The 26,468-nt window shown below is 74.5% G+C and carries 23 protein-coding genes; 21 read left to right on the forward strand and 2 right to left on the reverse strand.

Annotation, left to right across the window (positions count from 1 at the left end; translation table 11 throughout):
- Positions 1 to 2 precede the first annotated feature (2 nt).
- The 3 genes from ACFWJO_RS00370 to ACFWJO_RS00380 are packed head-to-tail and all read left to right on the forward strand — an operon-like array spanning position 3 to position 2,424.
- Entirely contained in the window at positions 3 to 773 is a 771-nt protein-coding gene (locus ACFWJO_RS00370; protein WP_386862603.1) for a thioesterase II family protein, read from the forward strand.
- A complete protein-coding gene (locus ACFWJO_RS00375) occupies positions 770 to 1,711 on the forward strand; it encodes a metallophosphoesterase family protein (RefSeq protein WP_386862604.1) in 942 nt (313 codons plus the stop codon). Before ACFWJO_RS00370 ends, ACFWJO_RS00375 begins: the two co-directional genes overlap by 4 nt.
- Positions 1,708 to 2,424 (forward strand): 4'-phosphopantetheinyl transferase, encoded by a 717-nt coding sequence (locus ACFWJO_RS00380; protein ID WP_386862605.1) that lies wholly within the window; start codon positions 1,708 to 1,710, stop codon positions 2,422 to 2,424. The genes ACFWJO_RS00375 and ACFWJO_RS00380 overlap by 4 nt, the downstream gene beginning before the upstream one ends.
- On the opposite strand, the gene ACFWJO_RS00385 is transcribed toward ACFWJO_RS00380, so the two are convergent.
- Positions 2,361 to 5,204, reverse strand: coding sequence for an AAA family ATPase (locus ACFWJO_RS00385; RefSeq protein WP_386862606.1), 2,844 nt, complete (start codon positions 5,202 to 5,204; stop codon positions 2,361 to 2,363). The genes ACFWJO_RS00380 and ACFWJO_RS00385 overlap by 64 nt on opposite strands.
- Positions 5,205 to 5,427: 223 nt before the next feature.
- Between ACFWJO_RS00385 and ACFWJO_RS00390 the strand changes: the two genes are divergently transcribed.
- The 8 genes from ACFWJO_RS00390 to ACFWJO_RS00425 are packed head-to-tail and all read left to right on the forward strand — an operon-like array spanning position 5,428 to position 14,076.
- On the forward strand, positions 5,428 to 8,043 hold the full coding sequence (locus tag ACFWJO_RS00390) for a DUF6531 domain-containing protein (RefSeq protein WP_386862607.1): 2,616 nt from the start codon (positions 5,428 to 5,430) through the stop codon (positions 8,041 to 8,043).
- A 46-nt stretch (positions 8,044 to 8,089) separates the two neighbouring features.
- Positions 8,090 to 8,494: a hypothetical protein gene (locus ACFWJO_RS00395; protein ID WP_386862608.1), complete on the forward strand. Its 405-nt coding sequence runs from the start codon at positions 8,090 to 8,092 to the stop codon at positions 8,492 to 8,494.
- 41 nt (positions 8,495 to 8,535) lie between these two features.
- Positions 8,536 to 9,576 carry a 3-oxoacyl-ACP synthase III family protein gene (locus ACFWJO_RS00400; protein ID WP_386862609.1) on the forward strand — a complete coding sequence of 347 codons (1,041 nt, stop codon included), beginning with the start codon at positions 8,536 to 8,538 and terminating at the stop codon, positions 9,574 to 9,576.
- 1 nt (position 9,577) lies between these two features.
- On the forward strand, positions 9,578 to 11,464 hold the full coding sequence (locus ACFWJO_RS00405) for an HAD-IIIC family phosphatase (RefSeq protein ID WP_386862610.1): 1,887 nt from the start codon (positions 9,578 to 9,580) through the stop codon (positions 11,462 to 11,464).
- Positions 11,461 to 11,688: an acyl carrier protein gene (locus tag ACFWJO_RS00410; protein WP_386862611.1), complete on the forward strand. Its 228-nt coding sequence runs from the start codon at positions 11,461 to 11,463 to the stop codon at positions 11,686 to 11,688. The genes ACFWJO_RS00405 and ACFWJO_RS00410 overlap by 4 nt, the downstream gene beginning before the upstream one ends.
- The gene (locus ACFWJO_RS00415) at positions 11,685 to 12,452 is read left to right on the forward strand and encodes a 2-oxo acid dehydrogenase subunit E2 (protein WP_386862612.1); all 768 of its coding nucleotides are present in this window, start codon (positions 11,685 to 11,687) and stop codon (positions 12,450 to 12,452) included. Before ACFWJO_RS00410 ends, ACFWJO_RS00415 begins: the two co-directional genes overlap by 4 nt.
- On the forward strand, positions 12,449 to 13,579 hold the full coding sequence (locus tag ACFWJO_RS00420) for an alpha/beta hydrolase (protein WP_386862613.1): 1,131 nt from the start codon (positions 12,449 to 12,451) through the stop codon (positions 13,577 to 13,579). The genes ACFWJO_RS00415 and ACFWJO_RS00420 overlap by 4 nt, the downstream gene beginning before the upstream one ends.
- Positions 13,576 to 14,076, forward strand: coding sequence for a flavin reductase family protein (locus tag ACFWJO_RS00425; RefSeq protein WP_386862614.1), 501 nt, complete (start codon positions 13,576 to 13,578; stop codon positions 14,074 to 14,076). Before ACFWJO_RS00420 ends, ACFWJO_RS00425 begins: the two co-directional genes overlap by 4 nt.
- Here the strand turns inward: ACFWJO_RS00425 and ACFWJO_RS00430 are convergent.
- The gene (locus ACFWJO_RS00430) at positions 14,066 to 14,782 is read right to left on the reverse strand and encodes a TetR/AcrR family transcriptional regulator (RefSeq protein WP_386862615.1); all 717 of its coding nucleotides are present in this window, start codon (positions 14,780 to 14,782) and stop codon (positions 14,066 to 14,068) included. The two genes, ACFWJO_RS00425 and ACFWJO_RS00430, sit on opposite strands and share 11 nt — an antisense overlap.
- A gap of 79 nt (positions 14,783 to 14,861) precedes the next feature.
- Between ACFWJO_RS00430 and ACFWJO_RS00435 the strand changes: the two genes are divergently transcribed.
- The 10 genes from ACFWJO_RS00435 to ACFWJO_RS00480 all read left to right on the forward strand — a co-directional run bounded on the left by ACFWJO_RS00435 (position 14,862) and on the right by ACFWJO_RS00480 (position 26,391).
- The gene (locus ACFWJO_RS00435) at positions 14,862 to 16,331 is read left to right on the forward strand and encodes a DHA2 family efflux MFS transporter permease subunit (RefSeq protein WP_386862616.1); all 1,470 of its coding nucleotides are present in this window, start codon (positions 14,862 to 14,864) and stop codon (positions 16,329 to 16,331) included.
- Between the two features lie 157 nt (positions 16,332 to 16,488).
- The gene (locus tag ACFWJO_RS00440; RefSeq protein ID WP_386862617.1) at positions 16,489 to 17,544 is read left to right on the forward strand and encodes an LLM class flavin-dependent oxidoreductase; all 1,056 of its coding nucleotides are present in this window, start codon (positions 16,489 to 16,491) and stop codon (positions 17,542 to 17,544) included.
- 92 nt (positions 17,545 to 17,636) lie between these two features.
- On the forward strand, positions 17,637 to 19,238 hold the full coding sequence (locus ACFWJO_RS00445; protein ID WP_386862618.1) for an ABC transporter substrate-binding protein: 1,602 nt from the start codon (positions 17,637 to 17,639) through the stop codon (positions 19,236 to 19,238).
- Complete coding sequence (locus tag ACFWJO_RS00450) at positions 19,238 to 20,188, forward strand: ABC transporter permease (protein WP_386862619.1); 951 nt, start codon at positions 19,238 to 19,240, stop codon at positions 20,186 to 20,188. The genes ACFWJO_RS00445 and ACFWJO_RS00450 overlap by 1 nt, the downstream gene beginning before the upstream one ends.
- Positions 20,185 to 21,009 (forward strand): ABC transporter permease, encoded by an 825-nt coding sequence (locus tag ACFWJO_RS00455; protein ID WP_386862620.1) that lies wholly within the window; start codon positions 20,185 to 20,187, stop codon positions 21,007 to 21,009. The genes ACFWJO_RS00450 and ACFWJO_RS00455 overlap by 4 nt, the downstream gene beginning before the upstream one ends.
- Before the next feature lie 14 nt (positions 21,010 to 21,023).
- Positions 21,024 to 22,763: a dipeptide ABC transporter ATP-binding protein gene (locus tag ACFWJO_RS00460; protein WP_386862621.1), complete on the forward strand. Its 1,740-nt coding sequence runs from the start codon at positions 21,024 to 21,026 to the stop codon at positions 22,761 to 22,763.
- A 66-nt stretch (positions 22,764 to 22,829) separates the two neighbouring features.
- A complete protein-coding gene (locus ACFWJO_RS00465) occupies positions 22,830 to 24,002 on the forward strand; it encodes an acyltransferase family protein (RefSeq protein ID WP_386862622.1) in 1,173 nt (390 codons plus the stop codon).
- Positions 23,999 to 25,219, forward strand: coding sequence for a cytochrome P450 (locus ACFWJO_RS00470; RefSeq protein ID WP_386862623.1), 1,221 nt, complete (start codon positions 23,999 to 24,001; stop codon positions 25,217 to 25,219). Before ACFWJO_RS00465 ends, ACFWJO_RS00470 begins: the two co-directional genes overlap by 4 nt.
- Before the next feature lie 61 nt (positions 25,220 to 25,280).
- On the forward strand, positions 25,281 to 25,475 hold the full coding sequence (locus ACFWJO_RS00475; protein WP_386862624.1) for a ferredoxin: 195 nt from the start codon (positions 25,281 to 25,283) through the stop codon (positions 25,473 to 25,475).
- A gap of 1 nt (position 25,476) precedes the next feature.
- Positions 25,477 to 26,391 carry an alpha/beta hydrolase gene (locus ACFWJO_RS00480; protein WP_386862625.1) on the forward strand — a complete coding sequence of 305 codons (915 nt, stop codon included), beginning with the start codon at positions 25,477 to 25,479 and terminating at the stop codon, positions 26,389 to 26,391.
- Positions 26,392 to 26,468: the final 77 nt, after the last annotated feature.

A 26,468-nucleotide genomic window follows, 5' to 3' on the forward strand; every position in this document is an offset into this window, starting at 1 on the left:
CCGTGATCCGGGACGAAGAGGAGCAGGGCGTCTGGTTCCGGCGGTTCCACCCGTCCCCCGACGCCGGCGCCGAGCTGGTCTGTTTTCCGCACGCCGGCGGTTCGGCGGCCTACTGGTTCGGCCTCTCCCAGCTGCTGACGCCGCACGTCGAGGTGGCGGCCGTGCAGTACCCCGGGAGGCAGGAGCGGTACCGCGAGGAGCGGGTCGGCGACCTCCATCTCCTGGCCGAGCGGATCGCGGCCGCGCTGCCCCCGCCGGGCGCCCGCCCGCGGCTCTTCCTGGGCCACAGCATGGGGGCCTCCCTCGCGTACGAGGTGGCCGTCCGCCTGGCGCGCCGTACCGGCGCCGGGCCGGCCGCCCTCCTGGTCTCCGGGCGGCCGGCGCCCTCCCGGCACCGGACCGGTGCCGACCGGCTGCGCGACGACCGGGCCCTGCTCGCGAAGGTCAGGTCGCTGGGCGGCACCGGCGCCGGGATGCTGGACGACCCCGACCTGCGGGAGCTGGTCCTGCCGGTGCTGCGCTCCGACTACGGGGCGCTGGCCGCGTACCGGCCGACGGTCGCCTCTCCGCTGTCCTGTCCGGTGGTCGGGCTCACCGGGGAGGACGACACCGAGGCGGCGCCCGAGGAGGTCGCGGCCTGGGCGGCGCACACCAGCGGGTCGTTCGCCCTGCGGAGCTTCCCGGGTGGTCACTTCTTCCTCACCGAAAACATGGCGGAGGTCGCCGACCTGGTGACGGGCCTGGCCGTCACGGCGCGGGCGCCGCGCGCATGAGCGGCAGCCTGCTGGCCCTCAGCGATCTGCACGTGGCCTACGAGGAGAACGGCGCGGCCCTCGACGCGCTGCGGCCCCGTCACGAGGACGACTGGCTGCTGGTGGCCGGAGACGTCGGCGAGATCCTGTCCGAGGTCGAGACGGCGTTGCGGCTGCTCAGCGAGCGCTTCGCCCGGGTGATCTGGGCGCCCGGCAACCACGAGCTCTGGACGCATCCGCGCGATCCCTCGAAGCTGCGCGGCGCGGCCCGCTACGAGCGGCTGGTCGCCGTCTGCCGCTCGCTCGGCGTCGTCACCCCGGAGGACCCGTACCCGGTGTGGCAGGGGCCCGATTGTCCGGTGGCGGTCGCCCCGCTCTTCCTGCTGTACGACTACTCCTTCCGGCAGCCCGGGGCACGGACCGCGGCCGAGGCCCTGGAGATCGCCGCCGGGCACGGCGTGGTCTGCGCCGACGAGGCCCTGATCCATCCGGAGCCGTACGCCGACGCCGCCGCGTGGTGCCGGGCCCGGGTGGCGGCCACCGAACGCCGGCTCGCCGCACTCGGCCCCGACGTCCGTACCGTGCTCGTGAACCACTTCCCGCTGGTCCGCGAACCGACCCGGATCCTGCGCCACCCGGACTTCGCGCTCTGGTGCGGGACGGAGGCGACGGCCGACTGGCACCTGCGGTTCCGCGCCGCTGCGGTGGTCTACGGCCATCTGCACATCCCTCGCACGACCTGGCACGACGGGGTGCGGTTCGAGGAGGTGTCGATGGGCTATCCGCGCGAGTGGCGCCGCCGCGGCGTCCGGCCGCCCGGCCCGCGGCTGATCATGGCCGGCCGGCCGGGGCTCCGGCCGCCGTCCGCTCCCCCTCCGCCTGCCTCTGCCCCTGCCCCTGCCCCTGCCCCTGCCCCTGCCCCTGCCCCTGCCCACCGTCGCCCGAGGGAGCGCACGTGATTCGCGACCTGGTGCCGTCCTGGACGGCCTCCGCCGAGGTGTACGGCGATCCTCCCGGGGCCCGGCTGCTCCCGGCCGAGGAGGCGGTCGTCGCCCGGGCGGTCCCCTCCCGGCGCCGCGAGTTCGCCTCCGTGCGCCTCTGCGCCGCCCGGGCCCTCGCCGAACTGGGAGTGGCCTACCGGCCGTTGGTGCCCGGCGAGCGCGGGGCGCCGCGCTGGCCGGCGGGCGTGGTGGGCAGCATGACGCACTGCCGGGGCTACCGCGCGGCCGTGGTCGCCCGCTCCGGCGAGGCCGCGGCCGTCGGCGTGGACGCGGAGCCCGACGAGCCGCTGCCGCGCGGCATGCTGGAGACCGTCGCCCCGCTGCCGCGCGAGCGGGACCACGTCCGCGAACTCACCGCCCTGCGCCCCCACCTGTGCTGGGACCGGCTGCTGTTCTCCGCCAAGGAGGCCGTATACAAGGCCTGGTTCCCGCTGACGGCGCGCTTCCTCGACTTCCCCGAGGCCGAGGTCCGGTTCGACCCCTCGCGCGGAACCTTCCGCGCCGACCTGTCGGTGCCGGGCCCGCGCGTCGGCGGCCGGGAGCTGCGCGCGTTCCACGGCCGCTGGGCGGCCGGGCGCGGACTGCTCGTGACCGCCATCGCGCTCCCTCAGCCCGCGAGCGCCATCAGCCGGGCCAGCTCGGCCCGCGAGTTCACGCCCAACTTGCTGTAGATCCGGGTCAGATGGGCGTCGACAGTGCGCGGGCTCACGGTCAGCCGCAGGGCGATGTCCTTGGTCTTGCAGCCCTCGCCGGCGAGGGCCGCGACCTCCTTCTCCCGCAGCGTGAGGTCGGCGAACGCCCCCTCGGGACCGGCGTCCGCGTCCCGCCCGGCGCCGGTCCTGGCAAGCCGGTCGAGTTCGCGCACCAGCTCCCGGGCACGGGCCCCCGCCGGGCTCTCCGCACCGAGCAGCTCGACGGCCTCCTCGTAGACGCGCACCGCGTCCGCCGCCTGACGGCGGCTCAGCAGCGCGTGACCTCGGGCCATCAGCGCGTGTCCGCGCTGCTCGGCGATACCGACCGCGTCGGCCGCGTCCGCCGAGTGTGCGGCCCACTCCTCGATGACCCCGGTCGTCATGCCGACCTCCTTGAGGCCCGCCGTGACGGCAGCCGCCGCGAGCAGTTCGTAACCGCGGGCGGCGAGCACGGCAACAGGCTCGGAGACCCGCCACGCCTCCCGGCGCGGCAGCAGCAGCGTGAACGCGGCCTCGCCGTCGCCCGCCGCGAGGCAGGCCTCGGCCTGGAGCAGGGCGTTGAGCGGGGTCCGGGGGGATTCGAGGGGGTTCCCGGGTTTCGGGGGGCTGCGTCGCGCGGCCGGGTTGCGGCGGCCCAGCTGCGCCCAGGCCGCCGCCGTGATGGCGTCGGAGAGGCCGACGTGGTCGCTGCGGCCGGCGGCCCTGGCCACGTCGCGGCACTCCTGGGCCGCCGCGAGCGCGTCAGCCATGCGGCCCGACTGGTAGTGGACGTAGCCGAGGGTGTCCAGGAGCGGGGCGAGGAGATGGGTGTCCCCCCTGGCCCGTACGGCGGACAGCGCGCGCTCGGCGTGGCCGTGCGCGGGGCCGTACCAGCCCATCAGGGCCTCGGCCCAGCTCAGCAGGAGCAGCAGGGTGCTCTCCTGTTCGTCGGCCGGGCCGTCGTCGAGCTCGTCGAGCGTCTGGGCGGCGGCCTCCAGCGCCCGTTCGGCGGCACAGGTGTCGCCGGCGACGACGGCGCACAGTCCGCGCAGGGTGAGGGCGCCGGCCCCGGTGACCGGGCCGGCTCCCGCCGTGAGCCGGACCAGCCGCTCGACGTCGGCGCGGGCGGGCACCTGCCCGGCCAGCACCTTGGAGACGTGCCGGCGCAGCTGGAGCATGGCCGCGGCCTCCGGCGAGGGGCCGGGTTCGGCGGAGAGCTCCGCGGCGATCAGGCCCTGGGCCTCCTCGTCGCGGCCGAGGGCGGCCAGGACGGCGGACAGATGGGCGACGATGCCGGCCCGGTGGGCGGCGTCGGTCCGGGCGGCGGGCCCGGTCAGGATCTCCCGCACGAGCAGCACGACCCGGTCGGCGTCGCCGGCGGCGGCGAGGTGCTGGACGACGGACTGCCACAGCTCCTCGGTGACGGGTTCGAGCGCCGCGGCTCCCCCCTCGGTCCGGTCGGCACGGTCTCCCCCGTGCCCGCCGCCGGTGTGCTCCGCGGCGTGCGCGGCGCGGTCGAGCCGGATCGCCACCGTCAGCCAATGGGCCGCCGCGGCGGGCCGGCCGAGGTGGAGGGCGACGCGGGCGGCGGTGCCGAGGTCCCGGCGGTCGGCGGCGCCGACGCCGGAGCCGGCCCGTTCGATGTGCGGTGCCAGTTCGGTGGCGGGCACGCCCGACGCGCGCATGGAGTGGAGGGCCCGGCCGTGCGCCCAGGATCGCCAGCACGCGTCGATCCCCTCGTACAGCCGCTCGCGTAACAGCGGATGACGGAAGGTCAGGCGCCCCGGCTGACCGCCGGGGCGCACCAGGTCGCGGCGGCGGAGTTCGCCGAGGACCGCGCAGCTGCGGTCCCGGCACACCTCGGCGACCTCGGCGACCGTGTCGACGGTGAAGGTGTCGCCGAGGACGGCCGCCGCCCGGACGACGGTCAGCGCCACCTCGTCGAGCGGTGCGAGTTCGGCGTGCAGGTGCACCGCGAAGCCGTTCAGCGCGGGGACCGCCGCGGAGCCCGTGCCGTCGTCGCGCCGCTCCTCCTCGGCGAGGGCGAGCAGGTACAGCGGGACGCCCCCGGCCCGGTCCCGCAGCCGGGGCAGGGCCGGGTCGTCGGGGTCGACGCGCAGCACCGCGGCGCACTGAGCCGTGTCGAGGGCGGGCAGCTCCACGAGATCGACGCGGCCCTGCTCGACGCCCTCGTGCAGGGGGGCGCGGACGGCGGCGGGGATCTGGCGGGGCCGGTAGGCGACGGCGACGGCCAGGCCCGCGGGGACCGGCCGGCAGATCAGGATGTCGACGAGTTCGGCGGTCGCGGCGTCCGCCCAGTGGTAGTCGTCCAGGACGAGGAGGACCCCGCCGGGGGTGCCCGCCACGCACGCGCCGATGAGTCGGCGTACATCGGCGTAGTACTGGCAGCGGCTCCCGGCGGTCTTCTCCTGGCCCGGTCCCCGGGCCAGGAGGCTCAGCAGTTCGTCCGTGGGCGGTGCGTCCGCGCCGTTGGCGGGTTCGTCCTGCCAGGTCGAGAAGGCCTGGATGAACGGGCCGTGGGGGACGGGATCCGCCGCCTCGGCGCAGCGGCTGCGCAGGACGCGCAGCCCCCGGTGCTCCGCCCGCCGGGCCAGGGCGGTGAGCAGTCTCGACTTGCCGCTCCCCGGGTCCGCCGCGAGCTCCGCGACGGCGGACCGCCCCTCCAGCGCCTCGCCCAGGATCCGTTCCAGACGGCCGAGCTCGGCGGTGCGGACGGTGACGGGCGGGGGGTTTCCGACGGTGGCGATGGTGGTGGTCACGCGGTGCGTCTCCTTTCCGGCGATGGCCAGAATCGAAATCGACCCGAAGGCAGCGTACGAGACGGTTGTTTCGGCCAACTCGCCTGTAACAGAAGCTTCATGGCGTGCGGGATGGCTTCCCGTAACGGCCTTAGGCGAGCTTTAGAGCTCCGCGTGAGGGTGAGGTCCCGCCGGGCGGCGTCCTGCCGTGCCGGCTCTCCGGACACCGCCTGAGGAGTCGCCCGTGCTCGCGCCTGGGGAGACCGTCGCCGATCGTGCCGTACGCCGGGTGCCGATCGGGGACCGCACGGACCTGCTGGTCGACCTGGCGTCGGGGGCGCCGCGGCTGCGCCGGCTGGATCTGGTCATCGCCGGGACCGGCCGCCATCTGCGGCTGGTCCGCGTGTTCCACGGCGATCGCGCCGCCGACGAGGGCTTCGGACCGGGCTGGTCCCTCTCCGTGGAGGGAGCGACCGTCGAGGCCGGTGCCGATCCCCTGCGCGTCATCGACGCCCTGGGCCGGGTGACCACGCTGCACCGGGACGCCGAGGGCCGGTTCACCAAGCTGCTCGACCCGTCCGGCGCGCAGGCCGGCGCGTTCGGCTACGACGCGGCGGGCCGCCTGGTCCGCGACGCGGACGCCACCGGCGCCGTCACCGAGTACACCTGGGACGACACCGGCCGGCTGGTCCGGATCACGCCGCCGCACGACGGTCCGGTGGAGCTCGGGTACACCGGCGACGGCAGGGTCACCACGGTGGGCTGGGCCGGACCCGAGGCGCCGGTGCGCCTCGGCTTCGCGTACGGCGAGGGACGCACGACCGTGACCGGACCGACCGGCGGCCGGACCGAGTACGCCTTCGACGCGCAAGACCGGCCGGCCGCGGCGACCGACGCGCTGGGCGGCACGGCCCGGCAGGAGTGGGACTCCGCGGGCCGCCTCACGCGTACGACGGACGCCGCCGGGGGGACGCTGCTGCGCCGTCACGACGAGCGGGGCCGGGCCGTGTCCGTGCGGCTGCCGACCTCCGGGGAGTTCTCGGCGGCGTACGACGATCCCCGCCACCCCGGTCTCGTGAGCGCGCTGCGGAGCCCGGCCGGACACGAGCTGCTGCTGGAACGGGACGCGGCGGGCCGGGTGGTGCGGACCCGGGTCGCCGGCCGGGCGGCCGCGCTGGACTCCCGGGTGTACGACCCGGAGCACGGCGGGATCACGGAGTTCACCGACGGCAACGGGGCGACGACCGCCTTCCGGTACGACGAGGCCGGCCTGCTCGTCCGCGTCGTGCCGCCCGAGCCGCTCGGTGCCACGGTGTTCCGCCGCGACGCGCTCTCCCGGATCACGGCCGTGACCTCGGGCGACGGCCGTACCCTCGGGCACCGCTACGACGCGCTGGGCCGGCCGGCGGAGGTCACGGACGAGGACTCCGGCGAGACGCTGCTCTCGCTGAGCCACGACGGTCTGGGCCGGCCGGTCGGCAAGTCCGGTCCCGGCTGGGCGTACTCCTTCGACTGGACCCGCACGGCGGGCGGCCCCAGGCTGACCCGGGCCGTGCGCACCGACGAGGAGGGCACGGAGGAGATCCGGGCCGCGTACGACGCCGAGGGCCTGCCGCTCGCGCTGACCACCCCGGGGGGCACGACGCGCTACACGTACGACGCCGCGGGCCGCCCGGCCTCCGTCACCACCCCGGCGGGCGACACGGCCGCGCTGGCGCACGACGCGGCGGGCCGGCTGGTCGCGGTGGACTACGGCCCGGCCGTCCAGGAGATCGCCCGCGACGCCTCGGGCCGGCCCACCTCCCTGCGGGTGCGGCACGCCGACGGGGCTGTGCTGCTGTCGGTGGAGTACGGCTACTGCACGGGCAGCGGGGCGGACACCGGCGTCCTGCGGAACACCGTGGTCGACGGGGAGTTCACCGGCTACGGCTACGACACGCTGGGACGGCTCGTGCGCGCCGGTGACGTGGAGTTCGCCTACGACGACGCCCACCACCTGGTGCGCCTGGGCGAGGTGCGCTTCACGCTCAACCCGGCCGGTCAGGTCACCCGGTTCGGCGAGACGACCTTCGCCTACGACGGGGCGGGCAACTTTACCGAGGAGGAGAACCCGACCGGCCGCTTCACGTACAGCCCCTCGGGCCAGACCCTCACCGGGGTGTTCGGCGGTCAGCGGGTGGTGGACATCGCCTACGACGGGCTGGGCCAGGAGCTCCCGCGCAGGATCACCGAGACCACCGTCGACGGACGCACGGTCACCCACGTGCTGACGCACAGTCACCTGGGCGTGGTGCGGGTCGCCGACGACGGCACGGCCACCGACTTCGTCCGCACTCCGGGCGGCGCCCTGCTCGCCGTCCTGACCGCGGACGGACGGCGCCACTGGGCCGTGACCGACGACCAGGGCTCGGTGCTCGCGCTCCTCGACGAGGAGGGCCGGCTCGCCGCCCGCTACCGGTACACCCCGCACGGGGCGGTCACCGCGACCGGCCCCGCGGCGGCCGCCAACCCCTTCCGCTACCGCGGCGCGTACCAGCTGCTGCGCAGCGCGCACGTCCTGGACCACCACCTCTACAACGGGTTCTGGGGGCGCTTCACCCAGCCCGATCCGACCGGCCTGCAGTACGCGCCGTACACCTTCGCCGACAACGACCCCCTCAACACCGGCACCTGGACCCGGGGCAGCTTCTGGTCGGTGCTGACCCGGACCGGTGAACCCGCGGCGGAGGTCTTCTTCCCCTCCCCCGACACCCGGCGCGCGGCCTTCGACGTCGGCCCGACGGCCGCCCTCACCGGGCCCGGTGTCTTTCCCGGCCGCCCGCCGCTGATCGCGGGCGCCGGGCCGGCCGCGGCCCTGTGACACCCCCGCACCCGTCTCGCACACCCCTATCGAGAGGAACCGCACCATGGCAGACCAGATCGTGATCCGCGTGCCCGAGGAGATCGTCGTCAAGGTGGTCGACGACGTGGACGTGGCCGATCCGCGGACCGGGCAGACCGGCACCTTCGACGACGAGCTGTTCGACGAGTCGGGCAAGCTCATCGGCACCTCGCACGGCTCGTTCCGGATCGAGTACGTCCGTCCGGGCGACGGCGGCCTGATGACCTACTACACCGAGGACATCACCCTCGACGACGGCACGATCCACGCCGAGGGCTGGGCCGACTTCAACGACGTCCGCACCAGCGAGTGGGTGTACTACCCGGCGACCGGGACGAGCGGCCGCTACGAGGGCCTGACGGGCTTCCGCACCTGGCGGATGACCGGTGTCCGGGCGTCCGCCGAGGCCCGGATCCTGCTGTCCGACTGACCACGGCGAGCGCCGGGAGAGAGCACGAGGAGAAGCCACTGATGACCGGTCGGGACGTACACATCCTCTCGGCGGCGTCCGCGCTGCCGGGGCCCGCCGTGGACAACGCCGCGCTGGCCCGGCGGTTCGGCATGGACGCGCTGTGGGAGCAGTGGGTCGAGGCCTTCATCGGCACCAGGTCCCGCCATCTGGCGGTGGACCTGGAGTCGGGCCGGATCACGAGTTCGCTGGCGGACCTGGCCGAGCTGGCGGGCCGGCGGGCGCTGGAGTCGGCGGGGCTGAAGGGCTCCGACGTGGACGCGGTGGTGCTCGGCACGGCCACCCCGGACCGGCTCATGCCGGCCACGGTCAACATCGTCGCGGACCGGCTCGGCATCGACCAGGTCCGCTCCTTCCAGCTGCAGTCGGGCTGCTCGGGGGCGGTCCAGGCGCTGGACGTCGCCCGGCAGATCCTGCGCAGCGGCGACGGCCGCCGGGTGCTGGTGCTCGGCGGCGACGTGATCGCCCGGTTCTACGACGTGACGGCGGACCTCAAGAGGATCGCCCCGTCCGAACTGGTCAACTACGTGCTCTTCGGGGACGCGGCCGGCGCCGCGGTCCTCGGGGTCGACCCCGGTCCCGGCTCGGCGCGGGTGCGGGGCCTGTTCACCCGCCTGGTCGGCCTGGGGCGGGATCCCGGGGCGGTCCTGGAGTGGTACGGCCCCGCCGACCGGGACCGGGATCCGGACCGGCCGGCGGCGAGCGAGGACTACAAGGCCATCGAGGAACACGTGCCCGCGCTCGCCGAGGAGGTCCTCGAGGAGCTGCTCGACGCGGCGGACTGGCGCCCGGAGGACGTGGACCTGCTGCTGCCGCCCCAGCTGTCCGGCCGCATGACCGGCCTGATCTCCCGGCGGCTGGCGCTGCCGGCCGCCGAGGACGTCTCGGTGGTGGCCGAGGCCGGCAACAGCGGCAACGCGATCGTCCTCCTCCAGCTGGAACAGGCGCTGGCCGGGCGGCTCGGGCCGGGGCGGAAGGCGGTCGGCATCTCCGTCGAGTCCAGCAAGTGGATCAAGTCCGGTTTCGCCCTGGAGGGGAACTGACATGGCGGTGGAGTCGCTGAGCGAGCTGCACCGGGCGGGGCGGCTCGCCGAGCGGTATCCGGACGTGGCGGGGCTGCTGGCCCGGCTCCCGGAGACGGAGCTGATCCGCTCCGGCCGGCTGCTGGCCCGGTTGGACCCCGAGGAGGTGCGCGCCGCCCATCCCTCGGTGCCGGCGCCACTGGTGGCGGTGACCGGGCACGGCACCCTGTCGGCCCTGGTCCCCTCGCTCACCGCGGAGTTCGCGCGGCACGGGCTGCTGGCGCGGGTCCGGCTCTCCGACTTCGACCGGTGGGTCTTCGACCTCGTCGACCCGGACAGCTCCCTGTACGAGGCCGGGCCGGCGTTCACCCTCTGTGTGCTCGATCCCTCGGTGATCGCCGACGAGCTGCCGGCGCCGTGGCGGGTCGGGGACGCGGAGCGGGTGCTCGACGAGAAGCTGGCCCTGGTCGAGCGCGCCGCCGAGGTCTTCGCCGCCTCCTGCCCGAGCGGCACCCTGGTCCTCAACACCCTTCCGCTGCCACGGGAGCTGACCGCGCAGCTGATCGACCGACGGGCACGGGCCCGGCTGGGCGCGCTGTGGCGCGAGGCGAACGTCCGCCTGCTGCGGCTGGCCGAGGAGCGGCCCGGTGTGGTGACGGTGGATCTCGACCCGCTGCTTGCCGAGGGCGTCCCGGCGCGGGACGTACGCCAGAGCGTCTACGCCAAGGCCCATCTCTCCGAGCCCCTGCTCGCCGGATACGCGCGGGAGGTGGGGCAGCTGGCCCGGCAGGCCGCGGGCGGCGGGAAGAAGGTCCTGGCGCTCGACCTCGACAACACGGTGTGGGGCGGGGTGCTCGGCGAGGTCGGGCCCGAGGGCATCGAGACCGGGGAGAGCTACCGGGGCGAGGCGTTCCGCCGGTTCCAGCGGGTGGCGGCGCAGCTCGGGTCGCAGGGCGTGCTGCTCGCGGTGGTGAGCAAGAACGACGAGGAGCCGGTGGTCAAGACCCTGCGCGAGCATCCGGGACTGGCGCTGCGCGAGGAGGACCTCGTGGCGGTCCGGGCCAACTGGGCGCCCAAGCACGACAACCTGACGGCGCTGGCCCGTGAGCTCAACGTGGGCGTGGACAGCGTGGTCTTCGTCGACGACAGCTCCTTCGAATGCGGTCTGGTCCGCCGGGAGCTGCCCGGGGTCGCGGTGGTGCAGGTCGACGAGGAGCCGGCGCTGCACGTGCCTCGGCTCCTCGCCGAGGGCTGGTTCGACGTACGGGAGCTGACCGACGAGGACCGGGCGCGGCCGGCCCGCTATCGGCAGGAGCAGGCCCGGCAGGACTTCCTGGACGGTTTCGACTCGCTCGAGGGCTATCTGCGCGAGCTGGACGTCTCCGTGACGGTGGCTCCGGCGACGCCCGACCAGTACGCCCGGATCTCCCAGCTGACCCTGCGCACCAATCAGTTCAACCTGACCACCGAGCGGCTGCAGCCCGCCGAGGTGCGCGCGCTGGCGGAGGACCCGGACGCCTCGGTGCTCGCCGTCTCCTCGGCCGACCGGTTCGGGGACAACGGGCTGGTCGGGGCGGTGCTGCTGCGGCGCGCGGGCGACGGCGTGCACATCGACAACTTCCTGCTGAGCTGCCGGGTCTTCTCCCGGGGCATCGAGACCACGGTCCTCTCTGCGGTGCTGCAGGAGGCCCGGGAACGCGGCGCGGGACAGGTCCTGGCGTCGTACCGGCGGACCGCGAAGAACGGGAAGGTCGCCGACTTCTATCCGCGTGCGGGCTTCGCCGTGGTCGAGGCCGACGAGGACGCGGCGGCGTTCCGGCACGGCCTCGATCCGTTGCCGGAGCCCGCCGGCCACATCCGACTCACCGCGCGGTTCGAGGCCGCGCCCCCGAAGGGAAGTGCCCCGTGAAGACCGTCGAGGACTTCGTCCTGCTGCTGCGGGACGAACTCGCCCTGTCCGTGACCGTCGAGGACCTCGGGCGCGGCTTCGACACCGTCGACTCGTGGGACTCGGTGCATCTCCTGGCGCTGTGCACCGCGCTGGAGCGGGAGACCGGCCGGTCCCTGTCGCTGGCCGACGCGCTGGAGGCGGAGAGCCTGGAAGCGCTGTACCGGCTGGCGGTGGGGGCGTGACCGAGGAGCAGGAGGGCGTGCCGCTGCCCCGGCAGCGCCGGCACACGCTGTTCTTCCTGGAGGCCGTACGGGACTTCGCACCCGTCTTCCTGGACACCGAGGTGGACATGGGCCGGGTGCTGGCCCACCGGGCCGAGGCGCGGGAGCGCGAGGGCGTGCGGTACTCGGTCTCGGCGTACGTGCTGCGCGCGGCCGGCCGGGTCCTCGCGGCGCATCCGGACGCGAACGCGGCGATCCAGGGCGGCCCGCGCCGTCCGCGGATCGCGCGTTATCCGTTCGTCAACGGCAAGCTGGCGCTCGACCGGACGCTGGAGGGGCGCCGGGTGGTGCTCGGGACCGTCGTGCCGGACCTTCAGGACGCCGAACTCGCCACGGTCCAGAAGCACATCGACCGGGTGCGGGACGGCGATCCGGAGGTGCTGGAGGAGTTCGCGTCGATCCGCGGGCTGCACCGGCTGTCCTGGGCGGAGGGCCGGAAGGCGTTCCGGCAGGCCGCCGGGTCGCTGGCGCTGCGGCCGCATCTGACCGGGACGTTCTCGGTGACGTCGCTGGGGCACCGGGCGGTGGACTCGTTCCACTCGGTCGGTGGCACGACCACCACCTTCGGGGTGGGCCGGATCCTGGACCGGCCGGTCGTCCGGGACGCCCGGATCGTGATCGCGCCGGTGCTGCGGCTGAGCCTGGCGTTCGACCACCGGGCGATCGACGGCGCCGAGGCCGCCGACGTGCTGACCGAGGTGAAGGAGGCGCTGGAGAGCGTATGAACGACATCGCCGAGCTGAAGAACTTCGTGGTGGCGCACACCCGTTCGCAGGGTCTGCCGCCCGAGACGTACGATCCGCTGCTCGACCGGATCCGGCACGACGGGGACGGCACGCCCGGCTCCTGGGTGCGCGAGTGGAGCGCGGAGGCCGCCCGGCTCGCGGAGGCCGGGAAGCCGCTGGAGGCGTCCGTCCACTACAACATGGCGCGCTTCCCGTTCGTCGACGGCGCCGCCCGGGCGGCGGCGCTGGCCGCGTGCACGGCCTCCTTCGCCGAGTGGGCGGCCGGTTTCCCGGCCATCGGGCGGCTCGACGTGGAGCTGCCCGGCGGGCGGGTGCGGTGCTGGACGGTGGGTCTCGACGCGAAGACGCCCCGGCCGCTGCTGGTGATGACCGGCGGCATCGTGTCCGTCAAGGAGCAATGGGCGCCGGTGCTGCTCCAGCTCGACCAGCTGGGCTTCGCCGGCCTGGTCACGGAGATGCCGGGGGTCGGTGAGAACACCCTGCCGTACGACGCGGAGGCGCACCGGATGTTCTCCGGGCTCCTGGACGCGGTCGCGGGCCGGGCCGACACCTCGCGGACGTACGCGCTGGCGCTCAGCTTCAGCGGTCATCTGGCCCTGCGCGCGGCGCTGGAGGACGAGCGGATCCGGGGCGTGGTCGGGGCGGGGGCGCCGCTGCACGACTTCTTCACCGACGTCCGGTGGCAGCGGACGGTGCCGCGCGTGACCACCGACACGCTGGCGCACCTGGCCGGGACCACGCCCGGCGAGGTCTACGGACTGCTCGCGGACCGGGCGCTCGGTCCGGAGGAGCTGTCGGAGCTGCGGATCCCGGTGGCGCACGTGACGAGCCTGCGGGACGAGATCATTCCGCCGGGGGACGCCCGGCTGCTGCGCGAGCGGGTGCGCGGGGTGCGGCTGCTGGCCCATGACGACGTGCACGGTTCGCCGCGGTTCTTCGCGCAGACGCGGCTGTGGACGCTGCTGTCGGTGCTGCGGATGCGAGGCGGGTACCGGGAGCAGCGGATCGCGCTGACGCGGGAGTTCGCGCGGCTGCGTTACGCGCCGGCGGCCCGGCGCGCGGTGGTGCGGGACGCGGCGGTGCCGGACGCGGCGGTGCCGGCGTGAGCGGGGTGACGGTCGTGCCGGCCGACGAGCGGTGTCTGCGCAGTGTGCTCGGGCGGTTCGCGACCGGGGTGGTCGCGGTCGCCGCGCGGGACGCGGTGACCGGTGAGCGGGCCGGCCTGGCCGCGAACTCCTTCTGCTCGGTCTCCCTGGATCCGCCCCTGGTCTCGTTCTGTGTCGCGCACACCAGCTCCAGCTGGCCCCGGATCCGTGAGGCCGGGACGCTGGGGATCTCGATCCTGGGGGCGGGGCAGCGCGAGGCGGCGACCCGGCTGGCGGCGCGTGGGGGTGACAAGTTCACGGGGGTCGCCTGGTCGGCCTCGCCCGGTGGCGCGCCGGTCCTGGACGGGGCGCTGGCCTGGCTGGAGTGCGCGATCGAGGCGGAGCACCGGGCGGGCGACCATGTGATCGTGGTCGCCCGGGTGCTCCGCCTCGACGCGTCGCTGGAGGGGGAGCCGCTGCTGTTCTTCCGTGGCGAGTTCGAGCGGATCAGTCGCTGACGTCCGCGTCGGCAGCGGGGCTCCCGGTGGTTGCGCCGGGGGCCCCGAACGCGCGCAGGAAGGTGTCGACGCCTGCCGTGACCACCTGGCGGACCTGCTCGGGGTCGAGCGGCCGGGTGCCCAGCGCGCTCAGGCCGGGCAGCTCCTCGTAGACGAGGGCGATGAACTGGTTGGCGGCCCGCTCGGGATCCTCGATGCGCAGGTGTCCGGCGTTGGCGAGGCGGGCGAGCCGGCCGGCCAGCGCGTCGGTGAACTGGTTGGGCCCGCTGGCGCGGACCTCGTCGAACAGGTCGGGGAAGCGGACGGCCTCCGCGTACAGCAGCCGGCGGACCGACTCGGACTGCTCGTCGCAGTAGCAGTCGACGAGTTTGTGGGCCACGTCCTCCAGGCCGGGCCGCAGTCCCTGCGGGTCGGTCGGGAAGGACTCCAGGACGTCGAGGGTCTTGGCGTTGGAGCGGGCCGCGGTCTCCGTCATCACGTGGCGGAAGAGGTTCTCCTTCGACCCCAGGTGGTTGTAGATCGTGGGCTTCGCGACGCCCGCCTCGGTGGCGATGAGGTCGAGGCTCGCCTGGCTGTAGCCGACGCGCGCGAAGACCCGCAGGGCCGCCTCCACGATGGCCCGTCGCTTGTCCATCCGGCCCCGGTCCGCCGGGGCCGGCTTCGTCTTCGGGGTCTCGTCCGTCTTCGGGGTCTCGCCAACGCTCATGTGCCCATGCTACCGTCACAGCCACAAAAATTAACTACCCAGTTCAAATTGATGGGCACACGAGTACAAAGGAGTTGCCGTGTCTGCAAAGAAGGCAGCGGAGGGCGCCCCCGCCCGGCTCGATTCGGGGCTGCTCACGCTGCTCGGCGTGATGGTGCTCGGCGGGATGATGTCGTACCTGGACGCGACGATCGTCAACGTCGGAATCTCCACCCTGAGCAGCGAGTTCACCGTCACGCTGGCCACCATCGAGTGGGTCACCACCGGCTATCTGCTCGCCGTCGCGCTGGCCATCCCGCTGGCCGGCTGGGCGCTGGTCCGCTTCGGCGCCAAGCGCATGTGGCTGCTCGGACTGACGGTCTTCCTGATCGGCTCGACGCTGGCCGCCTTCGCGTGGAACGCCGAGTCGCTGATCGCCTTCCGCGTCGTGCAGGGCCTCGGCGGCGGCATGATCGACCCGATCATGATGACCGTCGTCGCCGGAGCCGCGGGGCCCGAGCGCATCGGCCGGGTCATGGGCCTGATCTCCGTGCCCATCACCCTCGGTCCGGTCGTCGGCCCGATCGTCGGCGGGCTGATCCTGGACAACCTGTCCTGGATGTGGCTCTTCCTCGTGAACATCCCGTTCGCGCTCGCGGCCATCATCCTGGCGATCAAGGTCCTGCCGGCCGACCCGCCGCCGAGCGGCGACCCGGTGCCGCTCGACGCCGTGGGCGTGTTCCTGCTCTCCCCCGGCTTCGCCGCCCTCGTGTACGCGCTCTCCCAGGCCGGCGCGCACGGCTTCGGCTCCGCCCGGGTGATCGTCGGACTCGTCGTGGGCCTCGCTCTGTTCGCCGCGTACGTCGTCCACGCGCTGCGCACCGACAAGACCCCGCTGCTCGACCTGCGGCTCTTCGCCGGCAAGGGGTTCACCGCCAGCGTCACCACCATGTTCCTGCTCGGCGGCGGCCTGTTCTCGCTGCTCTTCCTGCTCCCGCTCTACTACCAGCAGGTCCACGGGCACACCGTCCTCGAATCCGGCCTGCTCCTCGCCCCGCTCGGCCTCGGCACGCTGATCGGCATGCCGCTGGCCGGCAACCTGGCCGACCGGTTCGGGGCGAAGGTGCTGGTCCCGACCGGCGCCCTGCTGATCGGTGCCGGCGCGCTGGTCTTCACCGGCTCCGGTCCGGACAGCTCGCAGGTGCTCCTCACCGCCGCCCAGCTCGCCGCCGGATTCGGCATGGGCCTGGTCGGCGCGCCGACCATGGGATCGGTGTACCGCACCGTCCCCGGCGAGTCCGTCGCCGGCGCGACCGGCGCGGTGTTCATCCTGAACCAGATCGGCGCCTCGCTCGGCATCGCGGTGGTCGCGCTGATCCTCCAGGGCGGCGGCGCGCACGCCACGCCGACGACCGAGAGCTTCGGCGACGCCTTCTGGTGGGTGGTGGCGGCCGCCGTGGTCGTCTTCCTCGCCGGTCTGCTGCTGCCCGGCCGTCCCACCCCCGCTCCCGAGGCCACCGCCGACACGACGGACGGCGCCTCGCCGCAGCCCGTCGCCGACCCGGCCTAGGCCGCTCCTTCCGGATCGGACCCCGGCCGATCCGGAAGAGACGGCCCGGACACGCTCTCCGGCCGGGTGCCGCGTCACCCCCGTCGCGGCGCCCGGCCGGTCCCCCTCCCCTCACACGTCCGCACCATCCGCCGCATCGCCTCTCCGAGGAGGGTCCATGGCCACCACCGGCAGCACCCGCATACCGCTCTCCGTCCTCGACGTCGTCCCGGTCTTCGAGGACGGCTCCGCGACCGCCGCCCTGCGCGACACCGTGGCGCTCGCCCCGCGCGTCGAAGCCCTCGGCTATCACCGTTACTGGGTCGCCGAACACCACAACACCCCCAGCCTCGCCACCTCCGCGCCGCCGATCCTCATCGGCCGGCTGGCCGCGGCCACCACCACCCTGCGGGTGGGGTCCGGCGGGGTCCTGCTCCCCAACCACGCCCCGCTGGTGGTCGCCGAGCAGTTCGGCACCCTGGAGGCGCTCCACCCCGGCCGGATCGACCTCGGCCTGGGCCGCGCCCCCGGCACCGACCCGCTCACCGCGCGAGCCCTGCGCCGCTCCCCCGACCGCGGCGAGGACGACTTCCCGCGCCAGATCGCCGAACTCGGCGGCTATTTCGCCCCGGGCGACCCCTCGTCCGGGATCACCGCCGTGCCCGCCGCCGACGGCCGGCCCGACGTGTGGATGCTCGGCTCCAGCCCGGCCAGCGCCGCGGCCGCCGGATCGATGGGGCTGCCGTACGCCTTCGCCCACCAGATCAATCCGCAGGCGACGGCCTTCGCCCTGGAGCGCTACCGCGAGTCGTTCCGGCCCTCCGCCCACCTGGACCGGCCGCGCACCCTCGTCTCGGTCCTGACCACCGTCGCCGACACCGACGAGGAGGCCCGAACGGTCGCCTCGCCCTATCTCCTCGGCAAGATACGGATGCGGACCGTCCGGCGCTTCGAGGCCTTCCCGTCCGCGCGGACCGCCGCCGCCCACCGGTACGACGCCGCCGAACGGGCCTTCCTCGACGACCTCGTCGAACCGCAGCTGGTCGGTTCCCCCGACACGGTCCGGGAGAAGCTCGCCGGTCTGCTCGCGCACACGGGCGCCGACGAGGTGATGGCCCTGACCGTCGTGCACGGGCAGGAGGAGCGGCTGCGCTCCTTCGAACTCCTCGCCCGGGCGGCCTCCGGCAGCCAGGTCCTGGCCGCGAGCGGCGACGACGGTTCAGTCCGGCTTTAGCCCCGGCCACGACAGTGGCCCAGGCCCCCGCACCCGTCGATCGCTCGGAGTCCGTCATGCACCCACGCCGTCCGGCTCGCACAGCCGCCCTGTTGACCACCGTCGTCCTCGCCGGCCTCACCGCCTGCTCCGCGGGCGGCGGCACCGTCCCCGCCGCCGACGCCAAGCCGGTGAACGGAGGGCGGCTCGTCTACGCGACGGACGGCGAGCCGGACTGCTGGGACCCGCACACGAGCGCGCAGGACGTGACGGCCTTCGTCCAGCGGCCGGTCTTCGACTCGCTGGTCTACCAGACGCCCGACGGCAAGCTGGAGCCCTGGCTGGCGAAGTCCTGGCGGATCGGCGCGAACGGCACCTCGTACACCTTCACCCTCCGCGACGACGTCACCTTCCACGACGGCAGCAAGCTGGACGCCGCGGCCGTCAAGGCCAACTTCGACCACATCACCGACAAGAAGACGCAGTCGCAGTACGCGGCCGGTCTGCTCGGCCCGTACGCGGGCGCCACGGTGAAGAGCCCGACCGAGATCGAGGTCCGGTTCAGCCGCCCGTACGCCCCCTTCCTCCAGGCCGCCAGCACGACCTACCTGGGCATCGCGGCGCCCACCTCCCTGAGATCCGGCGCCGACAAGCTCTGCGCCGGCACCGCCTCGGTGGGCAGCGGGCCGTTCCGGGCGGGCGCCTACACGCGAGGCCAGCAGCGCGTCTACACCAAGAACAGCGCCTACGCCTGGGCGCCCGCGGGCGCGGGCCACGCCGGTCCGGCCCGGCTCGACTCGGTGACGCTGCGCTTCATCGCCGAGGACACCACGCGGATCGGCGCCCTGACGTCCGGTCAGGTCGACGCGGCCGGCGCCGTCCCGCCGCAGCAGGTGCGCACAGTCGAGCGGGACGCCCGGCTCACCCTCACCCGCAAGGCGGTGCCCGGCGCGGTCGACGCCTTCTACCTCAACACCCGGGGAGCGCTCTTCTCCGACCTGCGGGTGCGCCGCGCGTTCCAGCTCGCCGTCGACCTCGACGCGGTGGTCCGCTCGGTCTTCCAGGGCACCGCCACCCGCGCCTGGAGCGTCCTCTCCCCCACCACACCGGACAGCTACGACGCCTCCCTGGAGAGGAGCCGGCCGTACGACCCGGCGCAGGCCGCCAGGCTCCTCGACGAGGCCGGCTGGACCGGGCGGAACGACGAGGGCTACCGCACCAAGGACGGCAGGGTGCTCACCGTCGTCGCCCCCGTCTACGGCAAGCCGAGCCTGTTCTCCCAGGCCGTCCAGGGCGAGCTGAAGAAGGCCGGGATCAAGCTTGACCTGGCCGCCTCCACCGACGCCGCCGAGGTCTCCGGCCGGCTGGACTCCGGCCGCTACGACGTGGTCGAGACGTCGTGGGCCCGGGCCGACGGCGACATCCTCAGCCACTTCTTCCTGTCGACGGAGACCTCCGCGAGCGGCGGACACAACTTCGCCCGGGTTGCCGACCCGCAGGTCGACCGCTGGCTCAAGGAGGCCCAGTCCACGCCCGACGGCAAGCGGCGCGCGGCGCTCTACGCCAAGGTGCAGGGCTGGACACTCGACCGGGCCGTGGCGGTGCCCGCGTACGTCGAGCAGTCCACGGTGGCCGTGAACAAGCGGGTGCACGGGCTGCGGCAGTCGGTCTCGGCCTGGCCGGAGTTCTACGGCGCCTGGGTCGGGACCCGCTGATGCCGGCGGCCCTGCGGCACGTCGCCGCCCGGCTGGGCGCGGCCCTCCTCGTCGTGTGGGGAGCGGCGACCCTCGCCTTCCTGGTGCTCCGGCTCGTGCCCGGCGACCCGGTCGACGCCGTAGTCGGCTCCCACGCGCTCGTGGACGCGGACAGCCGTGAGGAGCTGCGGCACCACTACGGATTCGACCGGCCGCTCGCCGTCCAGTACGTGGGGTACCTCGGCCGGCTGGCGCGAGGCGACCTGGGCGAGTCGTACCAGCTGCAGCAGCCGGTCGCCCGGGTGCTCTCCGACCAGCTCGGGCCGACGCTCGAACTGGCGCTGTACGCCACGCTGGTGGCGGTGGTCCTCGCGGTCGTGGTGACCGTGCTGACCACGGGACGGGCCCGCTGGCCACGCCGGGTGTCGGCGCTGGCCGAGCTGGTCGTGGTCTCCACGCCGTCCTTCTGGCTGGGGATCATGCTGCTGACGGTGTTCTCCTTCCGGCTCGGCTGGTTCCCGGTCTCCGACAGCGGAGACGGGCGGTCCCTCGTCCTGCCGGTGCTCACGCTGGCGCTGCCGATCGCGGCCGTGCTGGCCCAGGTGATGCGGCAGGGGCTCCTCGACGCGCTGGAGCAGCCGTTCGCGCTCACCGCCCGGGCCCGCGGGCTGCGCGAGCCGGCCGTACGGTCCCGGCACGCGCTGCGTCATGCCGCGCTGCCCGCGCTGACGCTGGCGGGCTGGTTCACCGGCACCCTGCTCGGCGGCGCGGTGGTCGTGGAGAACGTGTTCGCCCGCTCGGGGATCGGCCGGGTCGCGCTCCAGGCGGTCGGCGGCCGGGACCTTCCGGTGGTGCAGGGCGTCGTGGCGCTGTCGGCGGTCGCCTTCGTGGTGATCGGCGCACTGGTGGAGGTGGCGTACGTGCTGGTGGATCCCCGGCTGCGCAAGGGCACGGGGGTGGTGGCCTCATGAGCGCCCGGACCCGGACCGTCCGGCCCGCCGTGCGGGTGGCGGGGCTCGTGCTCGCGCTCATCCTGCTGGCGGCGCTCGCGCCCGGGCTGTTCACGGGCGCCGGCGCCACGGACACCGATCCGCTGAACGCGCTGCGGCCACCGGACGGCGCCCACTGGTTCGGCACCGACCAGCTGGGGCGTGACGTGTTCGCCCGCGTGGTGCACGGCACCCGCTACTCGCTGGCGATCGGCGCGGCGGCGACCGGCGCGGGCGTCGTGGTGGCCGTCGTGTGGGGGCTGGCCGCGGCGCTGTCCGGCCGGTTCGGGGACGCTCTGCTGATGCGCACGGCCGACGCGCTGCTCGCCCTGCCGGGCCTGCTGCTCGCGCTCCTCGTGGTCCTCGTGGCCGGCAAGGGGGTGGTGGGCACGACGATCGCGGTCGCCGTCGGCACGGCACCCGGCTTCGCCCGGGTGGTACGCGCACAGGCCCTGGTCGTGCGCCGCTCCGGGTACGTGGAGTCGGCGGTCGCCCTCGGCGTGCCGCGCCCGCTGGTCGTGCTCCGGCACGTGCTGCCGAACACGCTGGGCCCGCTGCTCGTCCTGGCGACGGTGACGCTCGGCGCGGCCATCTCCACCGGCGCGGCGCTGAGCTACCTGGGGCTCGGGGCGCAGCCGCCGACCCCGGAGTGGGGCGCGATGCTCACCGAGGGCCAGGGCTTCCTCGACCAGGCGTGGTGGATCGCCCTCTTCCCCGGTCTGCTGCTGCTGACCACGGTCCTCGCGGTCACGGTGGTGGGCCGCCACGCGCAGCACCGGGCCGAAGGAAGGGCCTTCTCGTGAAAGGACGGACCTTCATGACCGGTCTGCGCGAAACGGGCGTGCGGGCGGGGCGGGCGGCCGCCGGGGCCGGGTCTCCGGCGGACGGGCCGGCGCGGGGCGAGCCGCTGATCGAGGTCGCCGGCCTGGACGTCCGGTTCGGCGACGGGCCCGGCCGGGTGGACGCGGTCCTCGGGGCCTCCCTGGAGCTGTCGGCGGGCCGGTGCCTGGCCCTGGTCGGCGAGTCCGGCTCCGGGAAGAGCGCCCTGGCGCGCAGCCTCCTCGGCCTGGCCGGGCCCACCGCCACGGTGGGCGCGGCGCGGCTGCGGCTGTTCGGGCAGGACGCCCGGGAGTTCGGCGACCGCGAGTGGCGGGCCGTACGGGGGCGGCGGATCGGCCTGGTCGCGCAGGACGCGCTCGTCGCGCTCGACCCGCTGCGTCCCGTCGGCAAGGAGATCGCCGAACCCCTGCTGACCCACCGTCTCGCGTCCCGGCGGCAGGTCGGCGCGCGGGTCGTGGAACTCCTGGAGCGGGTGGGGGTGCCGGAGCCCGCCGAGCGGGCGGCGAGCCACGTCCACCAGCTGTCCGGCGGGCTGCGCCAGCGGGCGCTGATCGCCTCCGCGCTGGCGGCGGACCCCGGCGTGATCGTCGCGGACGAGCCGACCACCGCGCTCGACGCCTCCGTCCAGGCCCGGATCCTCGCGCTGCTCGGCGAGTTGAAGGCGGCCGGCACCGGGCTGTTGCTGATCAGTCACGACCTGGCGGTGGTCGAGGCGCTGGCCGACCGGGTGGCGGTGATGAAGGACGGTGTGATCGTCGAGTCGGGCCCGGTACGAGACGTGCTGGAGCGGCCTCGGCACGCCTACACCCAGGCGCTGCTCGCGGCCGTGCCGGGCAGCCGGCGGCGCCCGGCGCCGGCCGCCGTCGCGAAGGGCGAACCGCTGCTCGTCGCCCGCGACCTGGTCAAGGAGTTCGCCGCCCCGCGCGGACGCCGGCGCACGGCCGTGGCCGGTGTCTCGTTCACCCTGCGGCCCGGCGAGTCCCTGGGGCTCGTCGGCGAGTCCGGTTCCGGGAAGTCCACGCTGGCCCGGCTGGTGCTCGGGCTCACCGCGCCCGACAGGGGCGACGTCCTGCTGTCGGGCCGGGCGTGGAGCGCGGCGCCGGAGCGCGAGCGACGGCCGCGCCGGGGCGAGCTGCAACTGGTGCCGCAGGATCCGCTCAGCGCCTTCGACCCGCGCTGGAGCGTGGCCCGGATCGTCGGCGAGGGACTCGCCGCCGCGGGCGTGCCGCGGCCGGAGCGGGCCGCGCGGACCCTGGCGCTGCTCGAGCGCGTGGGGCTGGCGGCCGGGCATCTCGGGCGGCGCCCCGCCGCCCTGTCCGGCGGACAGCGCCAGCGGGTGGCGATCGCCCGGGCCCTGGCGCCCGGGCCGCGGCTGCTCGTGTGCGACGAGCCGGTCTCGGCGCTCGACGTGTCCGTACAGGCCCAGGTCCTCGACCTGCTGCGGGAGCTGCAGTCCTCGTTCGGTCTCGCGACGCTGTTCATCTCGCACGACCTGGCCGTGGTCCGGGAGGTCTGCGCGCGGGTGATGGTGATGAAGGACGGCCGGATCGTGGAATCGGGGCCGGTGGAGGAGGTCTTCGCGGAGCCCTCCCATCCGTACACCCGGGCTCTCCTCGCGGCGGTCCCGAAGCGGGCACGAGCGGTGCCCGGTGAGGCGGGCGAGGACTCCGGCGGCGCCCGGGCCGACGGGACGGGGACGGCACAAGAGTGGCTTTAGATCCGGCCAACAGGGCGCTGCCAGCGTGAGCGTGCCCCATTCCCGTCCCAGCCGGAGGTCAGCTCCATGCCCCGTCCGCCAGCCAGCCCCGCCCTGTCCAGACTCCCGTCCCTCACGGGACTGAGATTCGTGGCCGCGCTGCTCGTCTTCGCCTTCCACGCCACCTGGCAGACCGCCTACGTCGGCGGCTCCGGAGGCGAGGCGCTCGGTGACGTGTTCGCCAACGCCGGTTTCTACGGCGTCAGTTTCTTCTTCGTGCTCAGCGGCTTCGTGCTGACCTGGTCGGCGCGGCCCGACGACACCGCGCCGCGCGTCTGGCGCCGCCGGCTGGCCAAGATCTACCCCAACCACCTGGTCACGTTCGGCGTCGCGGCCGTCCTCATGCTCGTCACCGCCACTCCCTTCACCACCAAGGGCACGCTGGCCGGTCTCTTCCTCGTCCAGGCCTGGTTCCCGGACATCACCGTGCCGAACACGATGAACGCGGTGAGCTGGTCGCTCTCCGTGGAGCTCTTCTTCTACCTGAGCTTCCCGTTCCTGCTGCGGCTGCTGAACCGGGTGCCGGTCGCCCGGCTGTGGCCGCTGGCCGCCACCCTCGGCGCGTTCACCGTGCTCGCGCCGGTGGTCGGCCAGTACCTCGTCACCGGGGCCCCGCTGCCCTTCATCGACGACGGCACGCTCTCCTTCGAGCAGATCTGGTTCGTCTACTTCTTCCCGCCGGTCCGGGCCCTGGAGTTCCTCCTGGGCATGGTCGCCGCCCGCCTCGTCATGGCCGGTGCCTGGCCGAGGTTCGGGCTGCCGGCGGCCGGGCTGCTGGCCGTCGCGGGCTATGCCGTCAACTCGCTGGTGCCCTATCTGTTCGGCGTCGCCGGCACCGCCGCCCTGTGGCTGACGCCGCTGGTGGCCGCCGCCGCGCTGGCCGACGAGCGCGGCACGAGGTCACCGCTGCGCGGCCGGGTCATGGTCAGGCTCGGGGAGCTGTCGTTCGCGTTCTACATGGTGCACGGCCTGGTCGTGGCGTACGTCCACCGCGGGCTGATCGCCGGCCAGGACCTGCCGCCGGCCGTCGGGGCCCTACTGCTCGTGGCGGCGCTGCTGCTCACCCTGGCGCTCGCCCACGTCCTGTTCCGCTGGGTGGAGACGCCGTTCGTGCGCAGGTTCGGCTCGCCCCGGCCCGCAGCGGCCGCACCCGTTCCGGCCACCGTGCCGCCCACCGCCACCCTGGAGGCGAAGGAATGACCGAGACGACCGGGGCCGTGGGGACGTCGTCCTCGCTGCCCGCCTATCCGCAGGCCCGCAGCTGCCCCTTCCAACCGCCGGCCGGCTACGACAGCTACCGCGCGCGGGGGCCGGTGTCCCTCGTCGAGCTGTACGACGGGCGGCGGGTGTGGGCGGTCAGCGGCCACGAGGAGGCCCGGACGGTGCTCCTCGACGCCGCCACCTACTCCTCGGACCGGATCCATCCGCACTATCCGGCCACCGCCCCACGGTTCGAGGCCGCCCGCAAGGTCCGCAACTTCATCGGCATGGACCCGCCGGAGCACACCGTCCAGCGCCGCATGCTGCTCTCCACCTTCACGGTGAAGAAGGTGAACGCGCTCAGGCCGGGCATCCAGCGTCTCGTGGACGAACTGATCGACGCCATCGAGGCCAAGGGCCCGACAGCCGACCTCGTACCGGACTTCGCGCTGCCGGTGCCCTCCATCGTCATCTGCGAGCTGCTCGGCGTCCCGTACGCGGACCACGCCTTCTTCGAGCAGCAGTCCCGGCGCGTGGTGACCGGCACCACCTCCCTGGAGGACAGCGCCGACGCCTTCGCGCAGCTCAGCTCCTATCTGGACGGGCTGATCCGGCGCAAGGAGCGGGAGCCGGGCGACGGCCTCCTGGACACCCTGATCGCCGAACAGCTGACGCCCGGCCACCTCTCGCACCGCGACCTGGTGGACATCGCGCTGCTGCTGCTCGTCGCCGGGCACGAGACCACCGCCAGCGCCATCGCGCTCGGGGTGTTCACCCTGCTCCAGCACCCCGGGCAGCTGGCCGCGCTGCGGGCCGACGCCACCCTGCTGCCGACGGCGGTGGAGGAGCTGCTGCGGTACATGGCCATCGCCGACGGGGTGGCCCGCTTCGCCACGAAGGACACCGAACTCGCCGGCCACCGGATCAAGGCCGGTGACGGCGTGATCGTGGTGATCTCGACCGCCAACCGGGACGAGGACGCGTTCCCCGGCGCGGACGCCTTCGACGTGGCGCGCGGCGCGCGCCACCACATCTCCTTCGGCCACGGCGTGCACCAGTGCATCGGGCAGAACCTGGCCCGCGCCGAGATGGAGATCGCCCTGTCCACGCTGTTCCGCCGGCTGCCGGGGCTGCGCCTCGCCGTGCCGTCGGGCGCGCTGCCGCTCAAGGAGCCCGGCGGCGTGCAGGGCATCTGGGAACTGCCCGTCACCTGGTGAAAGGACCGCGCGCCGCGGGCGGACCGCGGTCGTCCGGCATCGCAGAAGGGACCTGAGAGATATGCGCATCACGGCCGACACCCATCGGTGTCTGGGGGCGGGACAGTGCGTGCTGTCCGAACCCGACCGTTTCGACCAGTCGGACGACGGGACGGTGCTCCTGCTGCGGGCTCCGGTGACCGGACCCGAGGAGGAGGCCGTGGCCCGCGGGACCGTGGCGCTCTGCCCCTCGCAGGCGCTCCGGCTGGAGGCCTGAGGTGCCGGTCGAAGGGCGTCTGGCCGACGCGGTCGCGGACCATCGGGGCCCGCTGGTCGGCGTCGGCGAACTCCCGCCCGTACCCGGGGTGGACGTGCGGGAGCTGCTCGTGCCGGGGCCGCCCCGCGGCCCTGCCGTACGGGTGCGGGTGTACCGGCCCCGGGACGCGGGGACGGCGCTGCCGGCGGTGCTGTGGATCCACGGCGGCGGGTTCTGTCTGGGCAGTGTGGACTCCGTGCACCTGGGTGCCGCGCAGGCGGCGCTGCACGCCCGGGCCGTCGTGGTCGCCGTCTCCTACCGGCTGGCGCCGGAGCATCCGTATCCGGCGGGTCTGGACGACTGCTGGGCGGCGCTGGAGTGGGCGGCGGGCCATCCGGGCGAGCTGGGCACCGATCCGGAGCGGCTGGCGGTGGCCGGGGCGAGCTCCGGGGGCGCGCTGGCCGCCGGGCTCACCCTGCTGGCCCGCGACCGGGGCGGTCCCGCGCTCTGCTTCCAGCACCTGAGCACGCCCGTCCTCGACGACCGGCTGGCGACCGCGTCGATGGCCGCCTACACCGACACCCCGGTCTGGAACCGCCGCCTGGCGGAGGAGAGCTGGCGGCTGTATCTGGGCGAGGCCACGGACCGGGGGCCCGGCCGGCTGCCGGTGTCCGCGGCCCCGGCGCGGGCGGCGGACCTCGCCGGACTGCCGCCCGCCTACATCTCGACGGCGGGCCTCGACCCGCTGCGGGACGAGGGGCTGTTGTACGGGCTGCGGCTCGCCCAGGCGGGCGTGCCGGTGGAGCTGCACAACTTCCCCGGCGCCTACCACGCGTTCGTGGGCGGCGTACCGCCCGAGGAGCAGCAGCGGATCGGGGCCGAGCACCTCACGGCGCTGCGCGCGGGGCTGCACCGCCCCGTGGCCGATCGGGTTTAGAACGCCGCAAGCCTCCCGTAAGGGCAGGTGGCGAGTCTGGTCACGCATTCGTCCTCGACGAGGGAGTACGTGACAGA

Source organism: Streptomyces sp. NPDC127092 (assembly GCF_042722475.1).
GTDB lineage: Bacteria > Actinomycetota > Actinomycetes > Streptomycetales > Streptomycetaceae > Streptomyces.